At 43.1% G+C, this 21,634-nt stretch carries 22 protein-coding genes; 21 read left to right on the forward strand and 1 reads right to left on the reverse strand.

Translation table 11 applies throughout. From position 1 onward, the window contains the following. Nucleotides 1-251: 251 nt before the first annotated feature. Nucleotides 252-1,580: an AAA family ATPase gene (locus G476_RS0104985; protein ID WP_026689110.1), complete on the reverse strand. Its 1,329-nt coding sequence runs from the start codon at nucleotides 1,578-1,580 to the stop codon at nucleotides 252-254. Between the two features lie 160 nt (nucleotides 1,581-1,740). On the opposite strand from G476_RS0104985, the gene G476_RS0104990 reads away from it, so the two are divergent. From G476_RS0104990 to G476_RS0105090, 21 genes are all read left to right on the forward strand, one after another. After that, nucleotides 1,741-2,388, forward strand: coding sequence for a YczE/YyaS/YitT family protein (locus G476_RS0104990; RefSeq protein WP_035186126.1), 648 nt, complete (start codon nucleotides 1,741-1,743; stop codon nucleotides 2,386-2,388). Continuing rightward, the gene (gene cymR, locus G476_RS0104995; RefSeq protein WP_026689112.1) at nucleotides 2,372-2,791 is read left to right on the forward strand and encodes a cysteine metabolism transcriptional regulator CymR; all 420 of its coding nucleotides are present in this window, start codon (nucleotides 2,372-2,374) and stop codon (nucleotides 2,789-2,791) included. The genes G476_RS0104990 and cymR overlap by 17 nt, the downstream gene beginning before the upstream one ends. A gap of 139 nt (nucleotides 2,792-2,930) precedes the next feature. After that, on the forward strand, nucleotides 2,931-4,073 hold the full coding sequence (locus tag G476_RS0105000) for a cysteine desulfurase family protein (protein ID WP_026689113.1): 1,143 nt from the start codon (nucleotides 2,931-2,933) through the stop codon (nucleotides 4,071-4,073). 36 nt (nucleotides 4,074-4,109) lie between these two features. After that, the gene (gene mnmA, locus G476_RS0105005) at nucleotides 4,110-5,201 is read left to right on the forward strand and encodes a tRNA 2-thiouridine(34) synthase MnmA (protein WP_205620301.1); all 1,092 of its coding nucleotides are present in this window, start codon (nucleotides 4,110-4,112) and stop codon (nucleotides 5,199-5,201) included. Between the two features lie 24 nt (nucleotides 5,202-5,225). Continuing rightward, nucleotides 5,226-5,891 (forward strand): tetratricopeptide repeat protein, encoded by a 666-nt coding sequence (locus G476_RS0105010; RefSeq protein ID WP_026689115.1) that lies wholly within the window; start codon nucleotides 5,226-5,228, stop codon nucleotides 5,889-5,891. 39 nt (nucleotides 5,892-5,930) lie between these two features. Continuing rightward, nucleotides 5,931-8,234: an SF1B family DNA helicase RecD2 gene (gene recD2, locus G476_RS21305; protein WP_035186129.1), complete on the forward strand. Its 2,304-nt coding sequence runs from the start codon at nucleotides 5,931-5,933 to the stop codon at nucleotides 8,232-8,234. A 26-nt stretch (nucleotides 8,235-8,260) separates the two neighbouring features. After that, nucleotides 8,261-8,734, forward strand: coding sequence for a PRC-barrel domain-containing protein (locus G476_RS0105020; RefSeq protein WP_026689116.1), 474 nt, complete (start codon nucleotides 8,261-8,263; stop codon nucleotides 8,732-8,734). A gap of 20 nt (nucleotides 8,735-8,754) precedes the next feature. After that, entirely contained in the window at nucleotides 8,755-8,949 is a 195-nt protein-coding gene (locus G476_RS0105025; RefSeq protein ID WP_026689117.1) for a hypothetical protein, read from the forward strand. 17 nt (nucleotides 8,950-8,966) lie between these two features. Beyond that, nucleotides 8,967-9,164, forward strand: a complete 198-nt coding sequence (locus G476_RS0105030) for a hypothetical protein (RefSeq protein WP_026689118.1) — start codon at nucleotides 8,967-8,969, stop codon at nucleotides 9,162-9,164. 161 nt (nucleotides 9,165-9,325) lie between these two features. Next, nucleotides 9,326-10,405, forward strand: a complete 1,080-nt coding sequence (locus G476_RS0105035) for an AI-2E family transporter (protein ID WP_026689119.1) — start codon at nucleotides 9,326-9,328, stop codon at nucleotides 10,403-10,405. A 333-nt stretch (nucleotides 10,406-10,738) separates the two neighbouring features. After that, a complete protein-coding gene (alaS, locus tag G476_RS0105040; RefSeq protein WP_026689120.1) occupies nucleotides 10,739-13,375 on the forward strand; it encodes an alanine--tRNA ligase in 2,637 nt (878 codons plus the stop codon). 75 nt (nucleotides 13,376-13,450) lie between these two features. After that, nucleotides 13,451-13,717 (forward strand): IreB family regulatory phosphoprotein, encoded by a 267-nt coding sequence (locus G476_RS0105045; protein WP_026689121.1) that lies wholly within the window; start codon nucleotides 13,451-13,453, stop codon nucleotides 13,715-13,717. Nucleotides 13,718-13,719: 2 nt separating this feature from the next. Beyond that, complete coding sequence (gene ruvX / locus G476_RS0105050) at nucleotides 13,720-14,145, forward strand: Holliday junction resolvase RuvX (protein WP_026689122.1); 426 nt, start codon at nucleotides 13,720-13,722, stop codon at nucleotides 14,143-14,145. 55 nt (nucleotides 14,146-14,200) lie between these two features. Then, nucleotides 14,201-14,509, forward strand: a complete 309-nt coding sequence (locus tag G476_RS0105055) for a DUF1292 domain-containing protein (protein ID WP_026689123.1) — start codon at nucleotides 14,201-14,203, stop codon at nucleotides 14,507-14,509. A gap of 469 nt (nucleotides 14,510-14,978) precedes the next feature. After that, nucleotides 14,979-16,112, forward strand: coding sequence for an endolytic transglycosylase MltG (gene mltG, locus G476_RS0105060; RefSeq protein ID WP_026689124.1), 1,134 nt, complete (start codon nucleotides 14,979-14,981; stop codon nucleotides 16,110-16,112). A 135-nt stretch (nucleotides 16,113-16,247) separates the two neighbouring features. Beyond that, on the forward strand, nucleotides 16,248-16,913 hold the full coding sequence (locus G476_RS0105065) for an O-methyltransferase (protein ID WP_026689125.1): 666 nt from the start codon (nucleotides 16,248-16,250) through the stop codon (nucleotides 16,911-16,913). 5 nt (nucleotides 16,914-16,918) lie between these two features. Further along, entirely contained in the window at nucleotides 16,919-17,848 is a 930-nt protein-coding gene (locus G476_RS0105070; protein ID WP_026689126.1) for a peptidase U32 family protein, read from the forward strand. A 13-nt stretch (nucleotides 17,849-17,861) separates the two neighbouring features. Continuing rightward, on the forward strand, nucleotides 17,862-19,124 hold the full coding sequence (locus tag G476_RS0105075) for a peptidase U32 family protein (RefSeq protein ID WP_026689127.1): 1,263 nt from the start codon (nucleotides 17,862-17,864) through the stop codon (nucleotides 19,122-19,124). Then, a complete protein-coding gene (gene udk / locus G476_RS0105080) occupies nucleotides 19,124-19,759 on the forward strand; it encodes a uridine kinase (protein ID WP_026689128.1) in 636 nt (211 codons plus the stop codon). The genes G476_RS0105075 and udk overlap by 1 nt, the downstream gene beginning before the upstream one ends. Before the next feature lie 326 nt (nucleotides 19,760-20,085). Beyond that, the gene (gene greA, locus G476_RS0105085; RefSeq protein WP_026689129.1) at nucleotides 20,086-20,559 is read left to right on the forward strand and encodes a transcription elongation factor GreA; all 474 of its coding nucleotides are present in this window, start codon (nucleotides 20,086-20,088) and stop codon (nucleotides 20,557-20,559) included. Nucleotides 20,560-20,795: 236 nt separating this feature from the next. Next, a complete protein-coding gene (locus tag G476_RS0105090; RefSeq protein ID WP_026689130.1) occupies nucleotides 20,796-21,557 on the forward strand; it encodes a YrrS family protein in 762 nt (253 codons plus the stop codon). Nucleotides 21,558-21,634 lie beyond the last annotated feature (77 nt).

Below are 21,634 nucleotides of genomic sequence, written 5' to 3' on the forward strand. Positions count from 1 at the left end.
ATTACTAGCTTCTTCCATTTGGTAGTGTCGGTGATAGTAGGATTCAGGAATCGGGCTAGAAATAGTGACAAAGAATTGAACTAACTCGGGTGGAGGAAAAATGAATACGATAAGAATTTCCAAAATTGATGAACAAACCTCAAGATTCCCATAGTAGATAAAAGACCAACCCTCGTAGCGACGCTCCGTGAATAACAAACAAAACACCATCTCAACAAAAAAAGTCAGCCCAGAACTTGGGCTGACTCACTTTATTTTCCTTTTCGTTTACGATCTTCAAAGTAGTCAAGGCGTTTTTGGACTGTTTTTTCATAGCCGTTTGAAGAAGGCTCGTAAAAGGATTTGGTTTTTAGATGATCAGGCAGGTATTGTTGTGGGACGTAATGGTTTTCGTAATTGTGAGGATATTTATACCCTTCCCCGTGGCCTAGCTTTGCGGCCCCTTTGTAATGAGCGTCCTTAAGGTGAACGGGCACATCACCTCGTTTTTCTTTTTCAACAGCAGCTAGTGCTTTATCAATTCCAGTGATAACAGCGTTACTTTTAGGAGCGGTCGCCAAGTAAAGAGTTGCTTCTGCCAGTGGAATTCTCGCTTCTGGAAGCCCGACAAATTCTACAGCATGTGCGGCAGCTTGAGCGATTAATAAAGCGTTTGGATCAGCTAGCCCCACATCTTCTGCCGCATGGACGTATAATCGTCTGGCAATGAATTTGGCATCTTCCCCGGCGTAAATCATTTTCGCGAGCCAATATAATGCAGCGTCCGGATCGGATCCTCGGATACTTTTAATAAAAGCTGAAACCGTATCGTAATGATTGTCCCCTTGTTTGTCGTAGTGAACGACACGCTTTTGTATGGAAGCTTCAGCTGTATGAAGGTCAATCATGATTATATTATCTTCATTTGGGTCTGTTGTCAGGACCGCCAATTCAAGAGCATTTAATGCGGTTCTCGCATCACCATTCGCCACATCAATCAAGTGATCTCGAGCTTTTTTATCCAAATTGATGTTGTATTCTCCGAACCCTCGCTCTTTATCTGATAAAGCTTGGTCAATCACTTTACCAATCTCGTTGTCTTTTAGAGTAGACAACCTAAAGAGGCGAGACCGTGAGATCAGGGCTGGGTTCACCTCGAACATTGGGTTTTCGGTAGTGGCTCCGATTAAAATGACAGTGCCATCTTCTACGAATGGGAGTAATGCGTCCTGCTGCCCTTTGTTAAAGCGGTGAATTTCGTCTATAAAGAGAATGGTTTTTATTTGCTCGTACTTTAAACGTTCTTTTGCCCGATCGACAATCGCTCTGACATCTTTTATCCCGGCTGATACAGCGTTTAACTGCTCGAAGTGTGCGGAAGTGGAATTTGCGATGACTTGGGCTAATGTTGTTTTTCCTGTTCCGGGGGGACCGTGAAAGATCATCGCTGTTAATCGGTCCGCTTGGATGGCTCGGCGTAATAGCGTTCCTTCGCCAACGATTTCTTCTTGTCCGATCACTTCTTCAATTGTCCGCGGTCTCATTCTAGAGGCTAGTGGGCCTTTTGGTTTCGTATGTTGAGGATGGTCGAATAAATCCATAGGAATTCCCCTTTACTAACATTTATTCATTGCATTTATGGTAAAACATCGTTAAAATGCTAGTGGTTTGCAATAACCTGATCATAACACGATATGTGCTATAATATAAGAAACTGAAACCTTATAACAAAGATGTTTTATTAGGTGAGAGGAGCAATAAATGAAAGGGGCGGCACCACGGGAGTATCTGGTTTTTAGGTGGTTTGTTTACATTTTAGGTCTTATCATCATGAGCCTGGGGATTTCTTTGACCATTCAGGCAGATCTTGGCAGTGCCCCTTGGGATGTCCTTCACATTGGACTAACCAATCAATTTGGTCTCACCATTGGAACATGGACGATTATTATGGGTTTTATAACACTCATTACGGCAACCCTGTTAGTAAAAGAATGGCCTAAGGCGGGAGCCTATATAAATATGATCCTTGTTGGGGTCTTTGTTGATATTCATTTATTTATCCTAAGTACGCCAGCATCATTACTTGGGCAAGGGATTATGCTTGTTGCGGGAATTATCATCATGGGCTTTGGAATTGGTTTATACATAAGCCCACGTAGAGGAGCAGGTCCCAGAGACAGCTTTATGCTGGCTGTATCCGAGAAAACAGGGATGACCGTTTCGAGAGTAAGAGGTTTAATGGAATTGGTTGTTCTTGGAGCCGGTTGGTACATGGGAGGACCTGTATTTATCGGAACCATACTCTTTAGTTTGACGATAGGCCCTATAACCGGGAAATGCTTAACACTATGTCAAGGTTGGATGGACCGAAGAATGGAAAGAGGGATGAGCGTTGAAAATATCCACTAAAGGAAGATACGGACTAACGATCATGATGGCTTTAGCAAAAAAATACGGTGAAGGACCAATATCACTTAAATCGATTGCTAAAGACCACAAGCTATCAGAGCATTATTTGGAGCAACTCATCGCCCCATTACGAAACGCACAACTGGTAAAGAGCGTTCGAGGGGCATACGGCGGATATATGCTGGCTAAAGAACCAAAGGACATTACTGCGGGGGACATTATTCGCGTACTTGAAGGCCCAATCAGCCCGGTTGAAGTTGTGGACGATGAAGAGCCGGCGAAGCGTGATCTATGGATAAAAATTCGTGACGCTGTTAAAGATGTATTGGATAGCACGACTCTCCATGATCTTGCAAACTATGAAGGCCAAGGAGATCAAGAGTATTACATGTTTTATATTTAGTTAGAAAAGAACGGCTAAAAGTGAGGCCTGCGTTTTAGCCCTCACTTTTGTTATGAAAACATGTACTTCCCTTACACGCTCAGATGCTTGTGGGAAGCGTTCGATCATATGTGAATGGGACAAATAGAGGTGAAAGAAGATGAAACGGATTTATTTGGATCATGCGGCAACATCCCCTGTGTTACCAGACGTTGTAAAAGCGATGATGCCTTATTATGAAGACATGTTTGGAAATCCTTCCAGCATTCATCATTTTGGTCGTGAAGCTAGACGGGGTCTCGATCAAGCACGAGAACGAATAGCAAAGGGGATTAACGCTCGGTTCCATGAAATTATATTTACAAGCGGCGGGACAGAGGCTGACAATTTAGCCGTAATTGGCTATGCTACAGCTCATCAACAAAAAGGAAAACACGTGATAACAACTCAAGTAGAACATCACGGTATTCTACACACCTTTGAGTTTCTCGAAAAGCAAGGGTTTGACGTCACGTATCTTCCGGTAGATGAAACAGGAAGAGTATCAGCTGACCAAGTTAAAAAGGCTTTAAGAGATGATACCACCGTTGTATCGGTCATGTTTGGAAATAACGAAGTAGGAACCGTCCAACCTATTGCTGAAATTGGCCGTCTCTTAACCGATCATCAAGCTGTTTTTCATACTGATGCGGTTCAAGCTTTTGGTATGGAAGAGATCGATGTACGAGAGTTACATGTGGACATGCTTTCTGTATCAGCTCATAAAATTAACGGACCAAAGGGAATCGGCTTCCTTTTCTTAAAGGCCGGTTTATCCGTTACACCAGGTTTGTTTGGCGGTGAACAAGAGCGTAAACGCCGAGCTGGAACGGAAAACGTGGCAGCTATTGTTGGAATGGAAAAGGCGGTCGCACTGGCTCTTGAAGATCGTATAGAAAAGCGAGAAACCTATGAAGCCTTTCGTTCGCAACTATTGTCGATTTTTGAAGAAGAGGGACTACATTTTCATGTGAACGGAAATACGGAAAGCCACCTTCCTCACATTTTGAATGTCAGCTTCCCTGGGGCGAATGTAGAATCGATGCTTACGAATTTGGATATTGCGGGGATTGCTGTTTCAAGTGGTTCTGCTTGCACAGCGGGATCAGTTGAACCGTCTCATGTGTTATCAGCCATGTTCCCTAATGATGCAACAAGAAGCCAGTCTGCCATTCGCTATAGCTTTGGTGTAGGACTTACAAAAGAGGACATCACCCATGCTGGTAAGCAAACAGCTCGTATTGTAAAACGATTAGTAAAGTAAAGTAAAGTAAAGTGGAGGTGACACACCATGACTGAAATGAGAAAACCTGAAGATACCAGAGTCATTGTAGGGATGTCCGGAGGCGTAGACTCGTCTGTCGCAGCATATCTGCTTAAAGAGCAAGGGTATGACGTGATCGGGATCTTTATGAAAAACTGGGACGACACCGATGAAAATGGCGTGTGTACCGCAACAGAAGACTATGAAGATGTTATTCGTGTATGTAACCAACTTGATATTCCTTACTATGCGGTCAACTTTGAAAAGGAATACTGGGACAAGGTATTCACATACTTCCTCGAAGAATATAAAGCCGGTCGTACACCGAATCCGGACGTGATGTGTAATAAAGAAATTAAATTCAAGGCGTTTTTGGATCACGCTTTATCTCTAGGAGCGGATTACTTAGCTACCGGTCACTATGCTCGAATTGGGCGTGAAAACGGGAAAGTCCAGCTTTTAAGAGGTGTGGATAACAATAAAGATCAAACGTACTTTTTGAATGCTTTAAGCCAAGAGCAATTGCAGCATGTGATGTTCCCGATCGGTGAAATTGAGAAGCCCCGTGTTCGCGAGATTGCAAAGGAAGCAAACTTGGCTACGGCTACGAAGAAGGACAGTACTGGTATTTGTTTTATCGGGGAACGCAATTTTAAAGACTTCTTGAGCGAGTTTTTACCTGCTCAACCAGGTGAGATGCAAACCATCGAGGGCGAAGTCAAAGGCACGCACGACGGACTGATGTATTATACACTCGGTCAACGCCAAGGGCTTGGGATCGGCGGTGCCGGCGAGCCGTGGTTTGTAGTAGGAAAAGATCTTGAGAGAAATGTGTTGCTTGTGGGACAAGGGTACGACCACCCAAACCTTTATTCCAATGGCCTAAAAGCGGTAAAGGTGAACTGGATCGAGCCTTTGGAGCATACAAGCTTCTCTTGCACGGCAAAGTTTAGATATAGACAAGACGATCAAGAAGTAACCGTGAACGTCTCAGGTGAAAACCATGAAGACGCAGTCGTTATGTTTAACGAAGCACAACGAGCGATTACACCAGGACAAGCCGTTGTTTTTTATGACGGGGACGTTTGCCTTGGTGGGGGAACGATCGACGAGATTATCACAGAGTAATTTTTAACAAGGGGAGAAAGAAAAATGACAGACAAAAACCAGTTGGCTGTTAAAGAAATGAAAGAAGGGGATCTTGAAGCGGCCGCGAAATTATTGAATGAGGCAATCGAAGAAAACCCAACCGATCCGGTAGCCTATACAAACTTCGGTAATCTTTTAGCAGCAGTTAAGGAAGATGAGAAAGCTCTTCGTTTTTTTGAAAAAGCCATTGAGATCGATGAGAAAACAGCAGCGGCTCATTATGGAAAAGGGAACATTTTCTTTAATCAAGATAGCTTCGACCAAGCCATTGAGGCTTATCAACGTTCTCTGGAAAATGGCTTAAACGAGTCGGATGTCTATTACATGCTTGGACTCAGTCATTACCAGAAAGGGGACCTCTCCCGGTCTTTGCCAAGCCTACAGCGTGCAATTGAATTAAATCCGAAAGACATTGACGCGAACTTCCATTACGCACTCACACTTGCTCAACTTGAACTTGTAGACCAAGCGATCGAAGCGTTTGAAGATGTCCTTGTATTGGACGACAAGCATGCCGACAGCTATTTTAACTTAGGTGTCGCTTACGCATACAAAGAAGAACCTCAAAAAGCCATTGATATGTTTGATGCGGCGATCAAGATTCAGCCGGACCACGTGCTCAGTCATAACGGTAAAAAACAAATTGAAGCGCAACTGGAGAAGAAGTAAGAGGAGATCGAGGAAGCGCGGGAAAGCAGGTCTTTTACGATGACTGAACAAAATCAAGTGCAAACCAATTTCGCAAAAGGTGAGCTTCTTCACCTGATTTATCATAACGAAGACAGTTTATATACCGTTGCAAAAATTAAGGTCACAGATTCAAGCTTGGACTTACCCGACCGTGAACTGACGGTCGTTGGAATTCTACCCAAGCTTGAATACGATGTGACCTATCTTTTTCATGGGGAAATAAAGGATCATCCACGATTTGGTAAACAATTTAAAGCTGAGCAGTTCCGAAAAGAAGTGCCTCAAACGAAACAAGGGATCATTCATTATTTCTCAAGCGATCGTTTTCCTGGAGTAGGCCTTAAAACGGCAGAAAAAATTGTGGAAGTCCTTGGTGAACAAGCCATTTCTACCATATTGGAGCGAAAAGAAGCCCTTTATGAAGTGGAAGGATTAAAAAAAGATAAAGCGGATAAAATCTATTCCACACTCATAGAAGAACAAGGTGTCGAGCAAGTCCTTCTGACCCTTTATGAGTACGGGTTTGGTCTTCAACTTGCCATGAAGGTGTACCAAGCATATAAGCTTGATGCAATGAGGGTGATTGAAGAGAATCCTTATAAAATGATTGAGGACGTAGAAGGAATCGGCTTTGCCAAAGCTGACGCTATAGGGTACCACCGAGGCTTAAGAGGAAATCATCCAGACCGAATAAAAGCTGCTGTGATTTACGTCATAACTGAGCAAACGATGAATGAAGGGCATGTGTACACGTTTGTCAAAGACGTCCTTATGGCATCCAAAAGACTATTGAGCGATCGAGAGCGTGTTGAAGAACAAGACATTGCCCAGGCAATCATTGAGATGGGTGAAGAAGGCAAAGTGATGGTTGAAGAAGAGCGCATCTACCTACTCACCCTTTATTTTGCGGAAAAAGGGATCGTATCGAATTTGCACCGTCTCATTAGCCGAGGAAAATCGGTGGAAAATTTTCCGCAAGCGGAATTTCTTAAAGCGTTGGGCAAAGTAGAAGAAGAGCTCGGAATTGAATATGCGGATACACAAAAAGAAGCGATACAAACGGCTCTATCCTCACCTGTCATGGTTTTAACAGGTGGACCGGGTACGGGGAAAACGACGGTTATTAACGGCCTTGTGGAAGTGTACGGCAAGTTAAAAGGCGTATCTGTGAATCCGGAAGAGTATAAAAAGGATGATCAATTCCCAGTCATTTTAGCGGCCCCTACAGGTCGAGCTGCGAAGCGAATGACAGAGTCTACAGGCCTACCGGCATCAACCATTCATCGTCTATTAGGCTTTAAAGGGAATCAAGACGACTTTGAATACGGTGAACATCATCAGCTTGAAGGAAACTTGATTATTTTAGATGAAATGTCGATGGTGGATACGTGGCTTTGCAACCAGCTGTTAAAGGCCATTCCTGATGATATGCAAGTGTTGTTTGTGGGGGATGAAGATCAACTACCATCTGTGGGACCGGGACAGATATTGAGTGATATTTTAGCTACTGAACTTTTACCGTCTGCGCAACTGACTGCAATTTTCAGACAGGCTGAAGGATCGAGTATTATTACCTTTTCTCATGCCATCAAAGAAGGAAAGAATCTTCAAGAAGTGGATCGAAAATCAAGTGATCTTCGATTTATCCCGTGTCACATGCCACAAGTGAAAGGTGCCGTCACTCAGATCTGTGAACGAGCGATTGCAAGAGGGTACACGCCTAAAGACATTCAAGTCCTTGCTCCTATGTATCGTGGTGATGCAGGAGTGACAGCGTTAAATGACATGCTTCAAGAACTGTTCAACCCGGCGAAAGAAGGGAAACGGGAAGTAGCCTTCGGAGATGTTATATACAGGCATGGAGACATGGTGCTTCAGCTTGTTAACAACCCAGAGGAGAACGTATACAACGGTGACCGGGGAGAAATTGTCGCTATTTTTACGCCAAAAGAAACAGAGCAAAATCAAACGATGATCGTGATTTCCTTTGATGGGATCGAAGTGGCTTATTCGAAGTCGGATCTCAACCAGATCACTCATGCATATTGTTGTTCTATCCACAAATCCCAAGGAAGTGAATTCCCAATTGTGGTGATGCCGATCGTTCGCAGTTACAATCGTATGTTAAGGAAAAACCTTATATACACGGGTGTGACAAGGGCGAGGGATTTCTTATTAATGTGCGGGGAATGGCAAGCTTTGGAGACTGCCGTGAGTCGTGAGGAAGGGATCAATCGAAATACAACTTTAAGGGAAAAATTGAAACAGGCATTTTTGGAAGTGAATCACCAGCATGATAAAACGGGTGTTGCCAAAGACTAAGAAATGTTCAAGGAGTGTGATGCACTTTGCGAACATTTCAAAAGGTCAAGGGAACACCCGTTTTTTTACTTGAGAATGGTTCGACCGTGGGTAAAATAAACGATCTCTTTGTAGACGATGACGGTTGTGTGATCGGCTTTTGGGTAGCGGGCAGGAAGTGGTGGCGAAAGCGTAAATTCTTACGAATGGATGCCATCGTAAAAACAGATCCTTCAGCGATCTTTATTAAAGACGCAAACGATCTTTCTGTTTTACCTGATTCACTATTTCGCTTTCATGTCGGGAGAAATCATCTTTTTGGAAAGCCTTTGTTAACGGAAGACGGGGCCGTGACAGGACTTCTAGAAGATGTATATTTCCTTGACGATCTGGGCACGATTGTAGGGTATGAAGTGACCAATGGGTTTTACTCCGACTTTACTGAAGGTAAACATGTTGTGAAATCAACGATGCCTTTACAAGTGGAAAAAAATCGGTTGGTGCTGCGGACTCACAGTTAAGTGCTTGGAGGAGAGGCGTTATGCGTTGCCCAAACTGTAAAGGCAAGGACATCGGAAAAATTGGATCAAATCAATATTACTGTTGGAACTGTTTTATTGAACTCACGCTATCTAACGGTCGATTATCATTGCATCAAGTAGAAGCGGACGGGAGCTTAAGTTCTCTAGACGACCTGTTTGCAGAAGAGGAACGTCGTGTCGAAACAGACTTTTGACTGGTGGTGACAGACGAATGAGGTATTTATCCTTCATGGCAATCGGTGCCGGCGCTGCTTACTATGCGATGAGCATGGATAAGAAAACGCGTAAAAAGTGGAAAAAGCGAATGAGTAACGCGAATTTTCTAGAGGAATTTGCTTTGGATGATTACATTCCAAACAAACGCCAAATGAAACGTTACCAGCGAAAGTTTAAAAAAGCGATATCGTAACAAACAGAACCGGCAGGAACATTCCTGCCGGTTCTTCAGATTGTCAGGGGTCTGTCCCCGCACAAAATTGTGCGGGGACAGACCCCTGACAAGACCCCTGACAATTTTTTGAGTAAAAGGCTCGTCTTGGTTGCACCCTATATGGGTGAGGGGTGAATCTGATGAACGAGCGTCTTGTGAACAGACTTGTTAAGCTTAGTGCCATTGTATTATTACTTGTAATTATTGCTGTGGTTTACATGATGATTGTTGAGCTTACAACCCTATGGATCAAAATTGCCCGAATCGTGTTACCGTTCGTATTGGCTGTTTTTATTGCTTACCTTCTTCATCCAGCAGTGGAGTGGCTTGACCGTAAGAGAGTGCGCAGACCGTATTCAATTCTTTTAATTTTCGGTTTGTTCTTGGCTGTTTTCGTAACAGGGATCGTGAAAGCCACACCTTATGTTATCCAAGAAGGTCGGGACCTTATTGAACAATTGCCGCGGTTGGGTCGGACATATAGAGGGTTTGTTGTGAGCTTTCACGAACAAACAGAATGGCTACCGGACAATTTTCAAGACAAGATGGAAGCATGGCTTGATAAAGGAGAAGCATTTACAGCAGAGGCTCTACTCGGTCTAATCGATTTTCTTAGAACCGCACTGGATTTTTTATTTCTATTCATCGTCATTCCATTTATCGTGTTTTACTTACTAAAAGACATCCGGCTTGTTCATAAAGTGGTATGGTATTTTACCCCAAGACGTTTTAGAAGCGAGGGGAAACAGCTCATTAAAGACGTGGATGAATCACTCGGCAATTACATCAGAGGTCAGCTTCTTGTATGTATTGGGGTGGGTGTGGTTGCATTTATTGGCTTTTGGCTCATTGGTCTTCCTTATGCATCATTAATCGCTTTGTTTATTGCTGTGACAAACATCATACCTTACTTTGGTCCAATTATTGGTGCGCTCCCTGTACTGGTTATCGCTCTCACAGAAAGTATGAACATGGTTTTGTTAGCCATATTAATTGTGATTGTGGTCCAAGTAATTGAAGGGAATATCCTTGGTCCACTCATTGTAGGGAAATCCCTTCACATGCACCCGGTGCTTATTATCTTTGCCCTTGTTGTAGGCGGGGAACTGGCAGGAATAGTGGGGCTTATAGTAGCAGTACCTCTTTTGGCCGTTTTAAAAGTGTTCATTATTCATATACGAAAGCTACTTCGTGAAAAAAAGGAAGTCATTGAACGCTAAGGAGTTTGACAAACATAGAAGCAATTTTTATAATGACAAGTAGACAAGCATACACAACAAATTGTTGAAGGAACCAATATCGTTACAGCCCATCAAAGAAGAGAGGTACCTCCCAAGGCTGAAAGAGGTCCATGATGAAGAGTAATGATCAGCTATTCCGGAGAGCAGGTTAATCCCTGCCGGTTGACACACTGTTATTGTGTTACGAGGTGACAGGCATTCGTCTGTAACCAGGGTGGTACCGCGTGAGATCTCTCTCGTCCCTGTTTTTCAGGGGCGGGAGTTTTTTGTGTTTTAACAAAACGTAACGACAATTGAAGGAGGAAATAAATGATGAAACGACTAACATCTGCTGAAGTAAGACAAAAGTATTTGGATTTCTTTAAAGAAAAAGGACATGACGTGGAACCAAGTGCACCTCTTGTTCCCCATGAAGACCCGTCGCTCCTATGGATCAACAGTGGTGTCGCGACACTCAAAAAGTATTTTGACGGACGTGTGATTCCTAAAAATCCACGAATCGTGAACGCACAGAAGTCCATCCGTACAAACGACATTGAAAATGTAGGAAAGACGGCTCGTCACCACACGTTTTTTGAAATGCTCGGGAACTTCTCTATTGGTGACTACTTTAAAAAAGAGTCCATTCACTGGGCTTGGGAATTCTTAACTGATGAAAAGTGGATCGGATTTGATCCGGAAAAGCTTTCTGTTACCATTTATCCGGACGATGACGAAGCATTTCAAATTTGGCACGAAGAGGTAGGGCTTCCAAAAGAACGAATCATTCGATTGGAAGAAAACTTCTGGGATATTGGTGAAGGACCTTGTGGACCTAACACGGAGATTTTCTACGATCGTGGACCAGAATATGGCGATGATATGGACGATCCTGAAATGTTCCCAGGAGGAGAAAACGAGCGTTATCTTGAGATCTGGAACCTAGTTTTTTCTCAGTTCAACCACAACCAAGATGGTAGTTACACGCCTCTACCGAAGAAAAACATTGATACAGGAATGGGTCTTGAGCGAATGGTTAGTGTGATTCAAGACGCTCGTACGAATTTTGACACAGACTTGTTCATGCCAATCATTGAAGCAACGGAAACCATTGCTGACACAAAATACGGTAAGTCTCAAGAAGAAGATACTGCATTTAAAGTGGTTGCCGATCACATTCGCACAGTAACCTTTGCCGTTTCCGACGGAGCATTGCCATCAAACGAAGGCCGTGGATATGTGTTACGCCGCCTCTTGCGCCGTGCGGTTCGTTACGCAAAACAAATCGGTATCGAACGTCCATTTATGTATGAGCTAGTTCCTGTTGTCGGTGAAATTATGGAGCCGTTCTATCCTGAAGTGAAGCAAAAAGAGGCGTTCATCCAAAAAGTCATTAAAAACGAAGAAGAGCGCTTCCACGAGACCTTGAACGAAGGTCTCGCCATGCTAAACAAAGTAATGGACCAGGCGAAAGAGAAAGGCATCTCTGAAATATCTGGAGAAGATGTTTTCCGTTTATATGACACGTACGGCTTCCCTGTGGACCTAACAGAAGAATATGTGACAGATGCAGGCTTTACTGTAGATAAAGAAGGCTTCGAAGTGGAAATGAACAAGCAACGAGACCGAGCTAGAGCTGCACGACAGTCTTCCGGTTCCATGCAAACACAAGACGAAGTATTAGGTAACATTAAAGAGCCGAGTGAATTTATCGGCTATGATGTATTAGAGATCCCTTCCGTAGTCAAAGTGATTGTAAAAGACAAAGAGCTAGCTGAGCGTGTGGATGCTGGTGAGCAAGCACAAATCATCGTGGATCGTACGCCGTTTTACGCAGAAAGCGGTGGTCAAATTGCCGACCGAGGAACGTTCGAAGCAGACGGGGTTAAAGTAAACGTGTTACACGTTCAAAAAGCGCCAAACGGTCAAAACCTCCACACGGTTGAAGTGATAGAAGGAACACTCGCTCTAGATATGGGGCTTAGTGCAAAAGTTGATCCAGGAAATCGTAATGGTGTGATCAAAAACCATACAGCAACACACCTTCTTCACCAAGCACTTAAAGATACACTCGGTGAACATGTAAACCAAGCGGGCTCACTTGTAGAAGAGGGTCGACTACGCTTTGACTTTTCGCACTTCGGTCAAGTACAAGAGAACGAAATGAAAGCAATCGAAGAGATTGTGAATGAAAAGGTATGGAACGCCATTTCCGTTCACACCATGTATAAGAGCTTGGCAGAAGCAAAAGAAATGGGGGCAATGGCTCTTTTCGGAGAGAAATATGGAGATGAAGTACGCGTAGTTAAAGTTGGTGACTACAGCCTCGAACTTTGTGGCGGTTGCCACGTAAACAACACAGCTGAAATTGGTTTGTTTAAAATTGTTTCAGAAGCAGGAATTGGAGCAGGTGTACGTCGAATCGAAGCGGTAACCGGTAAACATGCGTATCTACACATGAACAACCAAGTAAACGTATTAAAGGAAGCAGCAACGAGCTTGAAGTCAAACCTTCAAGACGTGCCAAACCGAATTCAACAGCTTCAAAAACAGCTTAAAGACAAGCAAAAAGAAAACGAATCACTCTCTGCGAAGTTAGGCAATGTGGAGGCAGGCAACGTCTTAAACGATGTACAAGAAGTAGACGGTGTGAAAGTGTTGAGTGTTAAGGTAAATGCATCCGACATGAACGGCCTTCGTCAAATGGCAGATTCTTTGAAAGACAAGCTCGGATCAGGTATTCTCGTATTAGGAATGAATCAAGGTGAAAAAGTAAATATTGTAGCTTCTGTATCACAAGACTTGATTAAAGAAGGATACCATGCTGGGAAGATTGTCAAGGAAGTCGCTACACGCTGTGGTGGTGGTGGCGGTGGTCGCCCTGATATGGCTCAGGCAGGCGGTAAAGATCCATCTAAGCTTGAAGGAGCACTTCAAGCCGTACCGGAGCTTGTAAAAAGAAATTCCTAAACGTTCTTCTTTCGTGTACAATGAAAGTAGGTAAATTCACCACGTGAAGTGGGAGAAACTGGAGAGGTGTTTGTGATGAGTTCAATGGATAATACGATGAAGTTCAACTTTCACGATGACTCAATGGATGCAGACGTCAAAGAAGTTCTTCTTACGGTTTATGCATCTCTAGAAGAAAAAGGGTACAACCCTATTAATCAAATTGTCGGATATTTGCTATCGGGTGATCCGGCATACATCCCTCGCCATAATGACGCGAGATCGATGATTCGTAAAATCGAGCGGGATGAATTAATCGAGGAATTAGTGAAATCCTATTTATCACAGCACAAAGAGGAGTAGTAATGAAATCGTTGGGACTTGACGTAGGTACGAAAACGATTGGGGTTGCCGTAAGCGATGCGTTTGGATGGACAGCCCAAGGGGTAGAGACCATCAGGTGGAAACAAGGTGACGAAGAATCCTCCATTAAACGCATTGAGCACCTCATTAAAGAATACGACGTATCTACCATTGTAGTAGGATTGCCTAAAAACATGAACGGAACGGTCGGTGAACGAGGCGAAGCGTGTCTCCACTTTGCCGACCAACTTAAAGAACGAACTGGCCTTGAGGTAACCATGTGGGACGAGCGGTTGTCCACCGTTGCAGCTGAGCGGATGCTTGTGTCTGCAGATGTGAGTCGTAAGAAACGGAAAAATGTCATTGATAAAATGGCTGCCGTGATGATCTTGCAAGGGTATCTTGACCGTCAACAATCAACAAAGTAAATCGAACGCAACTTATGAACCGGTTGCGAAAAACGAAAAGAATTGAGGGTTTAACATGAGCGACGTACGTATGCAAAGACCAGAAGAACAAGAACAAATCGTGATCCCGGACGAAAGCGGAGAAGAGCATCTTTTTGAAGTGCTATTCAGCTTTGACGTTGACAGCACTGGTAGCTCTTATATCGTTCTAGCTCCAGCTGGCGCTTACGAAACAGACGACGAAGAAATTGAAGTACACGCATTCAAGTACGAAGAGCCGGAAGGTGAAGACATCGCTCTATTCCCGATCGAATCAGAAGAAGAGTGGGAAATGGTTGAAGAGCTTCTAAACACGTTCACAGCAGACGAAGACGAAGTAGAATAAAGGTAGTGGAACCGCCCCGAAGATGGGGCGGTTTTTGCGTTTTGTGGGGGAGTTGGGTTGGTGGAGGGGTAGAGAAGTGATTAGGAAATTCGGTGAAGTGATGGATAAACCGTCCAAAGTGATTGATAAATTGTGAAAGTGATGGATAAGTCGTCTAAAGTGATTGATAAATTGTGAAAGTGATGAACAAGTCATATAAAGTGATTGATAAATTGTGAAAGTGATGGATAAACCCACAATAATGATGAACAAAAACCCAAGTACCAGTCCATTCACCACCCCAACCCACCTTTCACTATTCCCCTTCTTAACTCCCCAAAAATCACCCATCCCAAATCACAATGAATTCCTTCCCATCAACAAATCCATACTACAATAGACCTGAACAATTACAAAAATTGTCGCAAAAAATATCGATACCCTGTCGGATTATAGTATAATAGAGGACGTGTGGAAGGGGGAGAAGGACTTGTCTGAAAAGAAAGACCAACAACAAAACGAAGAAAAACAAGTAAGTAGTAAACTAATTGAAAAACAAAAAGAAGCAAGCTTGGTGCGTAAAATTGTTCTCGCATGCTTCGTTATCATTTTACTTTCCGTTATTGGGGCAGGGATAGGTACATACGTTTATATCACAAATGCCATAAGCCCTGTTGACGAAAACTCCGATGAAGTGAGGACAGTCGAAATTCCAATTGGTTCATCAAGTTCAAGTATTGGTAACATCCTTGAACAAGAAGGCATCATAAACAATGCTTCGATCTTCCGTTATTATGTGCGTTATAAAAACGAAGGTGGATTCCAAGCTGGAAATTATGAACTCTCTCCATCAATGGATATGGATGATATTATCGAGGCGTTGAAAGACGGACGCATATATGAAGATTATCAGTTCAGCTTCACGATCCCGGAAGGACGCTGGCTTGAACGAATTGTTGAACACATCGCAGATAACTCTGAACATGACTACGATGAGTTTATGGAGCTGATCAGTGATGAAGAGTACATCACGGAGCTTATTGACCAATACGACATGCTTGAAGAGGTGATCTTGGAAGATGAAAATATCCGTCACCCAATAGAAGGATACTTGTTCCCGGCACGTTATGATTTCACTGAAGAAAATCCAGAGATGGAAGAAATCATTGAAGCGATGCTCGATCGTACCCAGGGGATCATGAACAACTTGGCTAGCGATATCGAAGAAGGTGAGTATTCCGTCCATGAGATCCTTACGATGGCCTCTGTCATTGAAGCGGAATCCATTGGAGACGATGAACGTGCTACCATTTCCGGGGTCATTTATAACAGAATCGAAGACGACATGCCGTTACAAATGGATCCGACGATTCACTATGCTTTAAATGAGCACCTGCCTAGAACGTTAAGGGAGCATACACAATATGAACACCCATATAATACGTACGTAAACAGAGGACTAATGCCTGGGCCAATTAACAACCCTGGACAAAACTCCATTGTTGCGGCAGTGAAGCCAGAAAGTCACAATTACCGTTACTTCTATCATTCGCCGGATGGACAATCGTTCTTTACCGAAACTTACGCAGATCATAATGAAGTTCTACGTGAGCACAGGGATTAACAAGTAAAAAAGCTTGGCTGAAAGGGAATGCCCTCGTGCATTTCCTTTCTTTTTATGTTAAAATTAGTCGGTGTTTATAACTGAATGTGTGAGATTTTTACTCAGGCGGCACCTAAAAAAGGAGGCCCTTTTTTTATGAACGATCACGAAAAGATGGAACATTATATAGAACAATTGCTACCTAAACGAGAAGGCATTCTTGCCGAAATGGAAGAGGTTGCAAAAGAAGATCGAGTGCCGATCATGGAGCAAACAGGACTTAGTGCTATGCTTCAAATGATGACTCTTCATCACCCGAAACGTATTCTTGAAATTGGTACAGCGATTGGTTATTCCTCTCTTCGTATGGTTGACGCTCTTCCTGATGCAACAGTCGTTACGATTGAGCGTGACCAAGAAAGATTGAAGCAGGCCCAAATGTATCATAAGCAGGCACATGTGGATAACAAGATTACAATAGTTGAAGGAGATGCTCTTGACGTAGCCGAGGAAGTAAAAGAACTCGGTCCATTCGATGCGCTCTTTATTGATGCTGCGAAAGGTCAGTACGAACGTTTTTTTGAACTCTATGAACCAATGGTAAAAGAGGGCGGGGTCATTTATTCCGATAATATCCTATTTAAAGGACTCGTAGCTGGAACACAGACACCTGAAAAGAAACGAATGGAGACGATGGTAAAACGACTTCAAACATACAATGAAACACGAATGAAAGACACCAGACTCCAAAGTATGATTTACCCAATTGGAGACGGACTTATGGTTAGTGTGAAAAAGAACGATCAAGAAGGGCTGGTGTAAAACACATGCACAAACCTGAGTTGCTTGTAACACCAACGTGTGTGGAAGATATAGAACCTTTAGTAAAAGCAGGTGCCGATGCCTTCATGATTGGGGAGCAGCGATTTGGGCTACGTCTTGCGGGAGAATTTGACCGTAATCAAATCACACAAGCGGTTCATACGGCTCACGAAGGTGGGGCGCGAGTCTACGTGGCGGTTAACGCTCTTTTCCATAACGACATGCTTCCAGCTTTACCTGACTATCTTACATTTCTAGCTGATGCAAAAGTGGATGCCGTAGTGTTTGGGGATCCTGGAGTTCTTATGATTGCAAGAGAAGCTGCACCGGATTTACCTTTGTTTTGGAGCACAGAAACTACCGCTACGAACTGGTATTCAGCAAACTATTGGGGACGAAAAGGAGCAAGTCGTGCTGTCTTGGCCCGTGAGCTGAACTTGGATTCCGTCGTTGAAATTAAGGAACACGCAGAGGTGCCCATTGAAGTCCATGTTCACGGGATGACGTGCATGTTCCAATCCAAACGGACACTTCTTGGCAATTATATGGAGTTCCAAGGAAAAGATTTAAAAGTGGAAGGCAGACGAAAAGATCGCAACCTTTTCTTGTTCGATCCAGAACGGGATTATAAATATCCTATATGGGAAGATCGAAACGGCACTCACATTATGAGTCCGAAAGATGTGTGCATGATCGATGAATTGGACGAGCTCATGGACGCTCAAATCGACAGTTTCAAAATTGACGGTTTATTAAAGGACTCCGTTTACCTTATAGCTGTGACGAAGCTATATAGAGAAGCGCTTAACCTTTATGCGGAAGACCCCGACCTTTATTTTGATAAAAAAGAGGAATTACTTGAACAGGTGAAAAAGGTCCAACCGAAAGACCGTTCGATCGATACGGGTTTCTTCTTTAAAGAAACGGTGTTTTAAGGGGGGAAAGAATGTGGCAAAGATCAGTGAAAAAACGGTTGAAGGTAAGCGAATCATAGTGAAAAAGCCTGAACTACTCGCCCCTGCAGGTAATCTTGAGAAATTAAAGATTGCCGTAGAATACGGTGCAGACGCTGTTTTTATCGGTGGACAAGAATTTGGACTCCGGTCCAATGCGGGAAACTTCTCCATTGATGAAATGGCCGAAGGAGTAGCATACGCCAATAAACACAATGCGAGGATTTATGTAACAACAAATATTTTTGCTCATAACGAAAACATGGAAGGTCTTGAAGAGTACTTAAAAGAGCTTGAGCGTGTTGGAGTGAGCGGGATTATCGTTGCAGACCCACTTATCATTGAAACGTGTAAAAGCGCAGCACCAAACCTTGAAGTCCACTTATCCACCCAACAGTCCCTTACAAATTGGCAAGCGGTGAAGTTCTGGAAAGAAGAGGGGCTTGAGCGTGTCGTACTCGCACGTGAAGTGAGCTTAGAGGAAATGCTTGAGATGAAGCGCCATGTGGATATTGAAATTGAAACGTTTATTCATGGTGCCATGTGTATTGCCTATTCAGGTCGCTGTGTTTTAAGTAACCATATGACGGCGAGAGACTCCAACCGAGGAGGCTGTTGTCAGTCGTGCAGATGGGATTACTTTTTATATGAAGGGAACGATATGGCAGAGACTGCTCTGTTTGACGATGGGGATGCTCCTTTTGCTATGAGTCCGAAAGATTTGAACTTGATTGAATCGATTCCAAAGCTTGTTGAAGCAGGGATTGATAGCTTGAAAATTGAGGGTCGTATGAAGTCGATTCACTACGTGGCGACGGTTGTAAGTGTCTATCGAAAAGTCATTGATGCCTATTGCGCTGATCCGGACAACTTCAAAATCAAGCGAGAATGGCTCACAGAGCTTGCAAAGTGTGCGAACCGACCAACGGCACCTGCATTCTTTGAAAACACACCTGGCCATGAGGAGCAACTGTTTGAAAATCACAAGAAACAAGCTTCTCACGACTTTACAGGCCTTGTGCTTGATTACGATGAAGAAACGAAGGTTGTCACGCTTGAGCAACGCAATATTTTCAAGCCTGGTGATGAAGTCGAGTTCTTTGGACCTCAAATTGATAATTTCACTCAGAGAGTAGAGACGATCTGGGACAAAAAAGGAAAAGAGTTAGATGCAGCCCGCCATCCGATGCAGGTTGTGCGATTTAAAGTTGATCGACCTCTTTATCCTAATAATATGATGCGAAAGGGAGTATTATAATGGATAAAAAGCCGATCATAATCGGTGTTGCGGGTGGATCTGGTTCCGGTAAAACAACAGTAGCAAACGAGGTATACTGCCAGTTTAAAGATCAATCCATCGTGATGATTGAACAAGATGCGTATTATAAAAACCAAGACAACTTGCCAATGGAAGAGCGTCTTAAAACAAATTACGATCATCCACTGGCATTTGATAATGACTTACTCTTGGAACATCTGAAACACCTCAAGAGCTCCGAGCCTATTAATAAACCGGTATACGATTATAAAAACCATACTAGAAGTGATGAGGTCATCCCGGTCGAACCAAGAGATGTTATCATCCTTGAGGGAATTTTGATTTTGGAAGATGAACGTCTTCGTGATATGATGGATATCAAACTTTTTGTAGATACAGATTCAGACATTCGTATTATTCGACGTATGATGAGAGATATCAATGAGCGAGGGCGCACAATCGATAGCGTGATCGATCAATACACAAGTGTTGTAAGACCGATGCACTTGCAATTTATCGAGCCGACTAAACGATATGCGGATGTCATTGTCCCAGAAGGCGGACAAAACAGAGTGGCGATTGATTTAATGGTCACAAAAATCAAAACCATTCTTGAAGAAAAAGCTATTTTATAATAGGATTAGGAAATAAGGAATCATTTTACAAAGCGAACAGCGTTCAGCACCCGGCAATAGGTGGGTGCTGAGCATTTCTTTATATGGCCAAACGTCTGAATTATATCCGTTTTATTTGCGTTTTGAACAAAATACCTTTATATTTAGACGTATTCATCATTTATGAGTACCCTGATTGTGTAATCATACTTTTACATTTCAGTCATATGACTTAGATAAACCCTTTGTCCATAGACGAAATCCATGACTCATTCATAATGATTAATTAGCCTTGTAAAAATGAAAGCGTTCGCTATGTGAGTAAATTGTTTGGAGGAGTGAAAGACATGGCAGAAGAAAAACACTATATGACAGTTGAAGGTAAAGAAAAGCTTGAAAAAGAGTTAGAGTACTTGAAAACCGAGCGACGTAAAGAGGTCGTTGAACGAATAAAAGTAGCTCGAGACTTTGGTGATCTCTCCGAGAACTCCGAGTACGATTCTGCAAAAGAAGAGCAAGCGTTCGTTGAAGGACGAATTAATCAGCTCGAAAAAATGATTCGTAATGCAGAAATTATTGAAGCGGATGACACTGACGCAAGTACCGTTTCCCTCGGTCGCTCCGTAAAATTCAAGGAGCTTCCTGACGGTGAGGAAGAAAGCTATCAAATTGTCGGTCGTGCAGAAGCGGACCCAATCGAAGGAAAAATCTCCAATGATTCACCAATGGCTCAAAGCCTTCTTGGTAAAACAATCGGTGACAAAGTAAGCGTACAAACACCGGGTGGAGAAATGGAAGTAGAAATTTTGGAAATTAGTTAATAAATCAGCCGCAACCAACGATCACCATCGTTGGTTGCGGTTTTTTTAGGAAGTCGGGAGGTAGAGGAAGATATCCTTTCGATGGGAGCAGAGTCTATCTTTATAAGTAAGGTACCAATGTGTAAAACTCTCTAACGACCCGCAAAGAGTAGATTTGCATCTCGAAATATTAGAGAAAATGGGCTATAATAACCTTGTATAATTTTGAGCGTAACTGGATAGAGGAGGTCTTTTAATTGGCTCAATATGGGAATTATGGTGGCCCAAACAGGGCAGAAATGAAAAAGAAACAGCGAATTAACCGTTTGTTAAACGTTGCAATAGGTGTTGTGGTCATATCTATCTTTGTTGTTGCAGGGATGACCATCTTTGGCGGAGGATCTGCACCGGCAACGACGGAAGAAGAACAAGAACAAACGGAAAACGAGGACAATGGCAACGCGAACGAGAACATCAATATCGAATCCGAAGAAGACGCTGACTCGGATGAAGCAAATCAAGATGGTGAAGCGCGTGAAGAAGATGAAGAAAGTGACAGCGAATTCGATTCAGCTGATTCTTCCGATTTAAGCGAAACCGATAGTAATGAGGAGTCTGAAGAGGCAACTGAAGAAGAGGATGCAACCTCAGAAGATGAAGAGGGTACAGAAGAAGAGGACGGCTCAGAAGAATCAGGCGCAGCTGATGAAGGTGACTGGCGTCCAGTAGGCACGTCTCAAAGTGAGCCATTTGCCTTGTCTGGTGATAGTTTTGATCGAAGCAGCACAAACTGGAGCGAAATGATGCAAGCTGTCCAGCAAGCCACAGGTTTAAATGAATCACGTGATGACGTTACATTGTGGCATATTGGAAACGGCGGTAATGCTCAAAGTGCCGTAGCTACGATTAGTGAAAGACCAGAGAACAATACCCCGTTTCAAGTTCGCATAGAATGGGTAGAGAATGAAGGATGGAAGCCTGTCTCAGTGGACAAATTATCTTCGAACCCTTACAACTAATTCCATTTTCTATTTTCCTAACATTGAAAGGTTAAATAGAATACACCTTATCTCATCATACAAAGACGTATGTAACA

The sequence above is a fragment of the Alteribacter aurantiacus DSM 18675 genome (assembly GCF_000429705.1).
GTDB classification, from domain to species: domain Bacteria; phylum Bacillota; class Bacilli; order Bacillales; family Salisediminibacteriaceae; genus Alteribacter; species Alteribacter aurantiacus.

Excerpts from the sequence above, each read along its gene's own strand:
- udk (WP_026689128.1), top strand. The coding sequence starts at position 19,124 with ATGGATAAAAAGCCGATCATAATCGGTGTTGCGGGTGGATCTGGTTCC.
- G476_RS0105030 (WP_026689118.1), top strand. The coding sequence starts at position 8,967 with ATGAGGTATTTATCCTTCATGGCAATCGGTGCCGGCGCTGCTTACTAT.
- G476_RS0105065 (WP_026689125.1), top strand. The coding sequence starts at position 16,248 with ATGAACGATCACGAAAAGATGGAACATTATATAGAACAATTGCTACCT.
- G476_RS0105045 (WP_026689121.1), top strand. The coding sequence starts at position 13,451 with ATGAGTTCAATGGATAATACGATGAAGTTCAACTTTCACGATGACTCA.
- G476_RS0105025 (WP_026689117.1), top strand. The coding sequence starts at position 8,755 with ATGCGTTGCCCAAACTGTAAAGGCAAGGACATCGGAAAAATTGGATCA.
- G476_RS0105055 (WP_026689123.1), top strand. The coding sequence starts at position 14,201 with ATGAGCGACGTACGTATGCAAAGACCAGAAGAACAAGAACAAATCGTG.
- G476_RS0105010 (WP_026689115.1), top strand. The coding sequence starts at position 5,226 with ATGACAGACAAAAACCAGTTGGCTGTTAAAGAAATGAAAGAAGGGGAT.
- G476_RS0104990 (WP_035186126.1), top strand. The coding sequence starts at position 1,741 with ATGAAAGGGGCGGCACCACGGGAGTATCTGGTTTTTAGGTGGTTTGTT.
- G476_RS0104985 (WP_026689110.1), bottom strand. The coding sequence starts at position 1,580 with ATGGATTTATTCGACCATCCTCAACATACGAAACCAAAAGGCCCACTA.
- recD2 (WP_035186129.1), top strand. The coding sequence starts at position 5,931 with ATGACTGAACAAAATCAAGTGCAAACCAATTTCGCAAAAGGTGAGCTT.
- G476_RS0105035 (WP_026689119.1), top strand. The coding sequence starts at position 9,326 with ATGAACGAGCGTCTTGTGAACAGACTTGTTAAGCTTAGTGCCATTGTA.
- alaS (WP_026689120.1), top strand. The coding sequence starts at position 10,739 with ATGAAACGACTAACATCTGCTGAAGTAAGACAAAAGTATTTGGATTTC.
- mnmA (WP_205620301.1), top strand. The coding sequence starts at position 4,110 with ATGAGAAAACCTGAAGATACCAGAGTCATTGTAGGGATGTCCGGAGGC.
- greA (WP_026689129.1), top strand. The coding sequence starts at position 20,086 with ATGGCAGAAGAAAAACACTATATGACAGTTGAAGGTAAAGAAAAGCTT.
- G476_RS0105070 (WP_026689126.1), top strand. The coding sequence starts at position 16,919 with ATGCACAAACCTGAGTTGCTTGTAACACCAACGTGTGTGGAAGATATA.
- ruvX (WP_026689122.1), top strand. The coding sequence starts at position 13,720 with ATGAAATCGTTGGGACTTGACGTAGGTACGAAAACGATTGGGGTTGCC.
- G476_RS0105000 (WP_026689113.1), top strand. The coding sequence starts at position 2,931 with ATGAAACGGATTTATTTGGATCATGCGGCAACATCCCCTGTGTTACCA.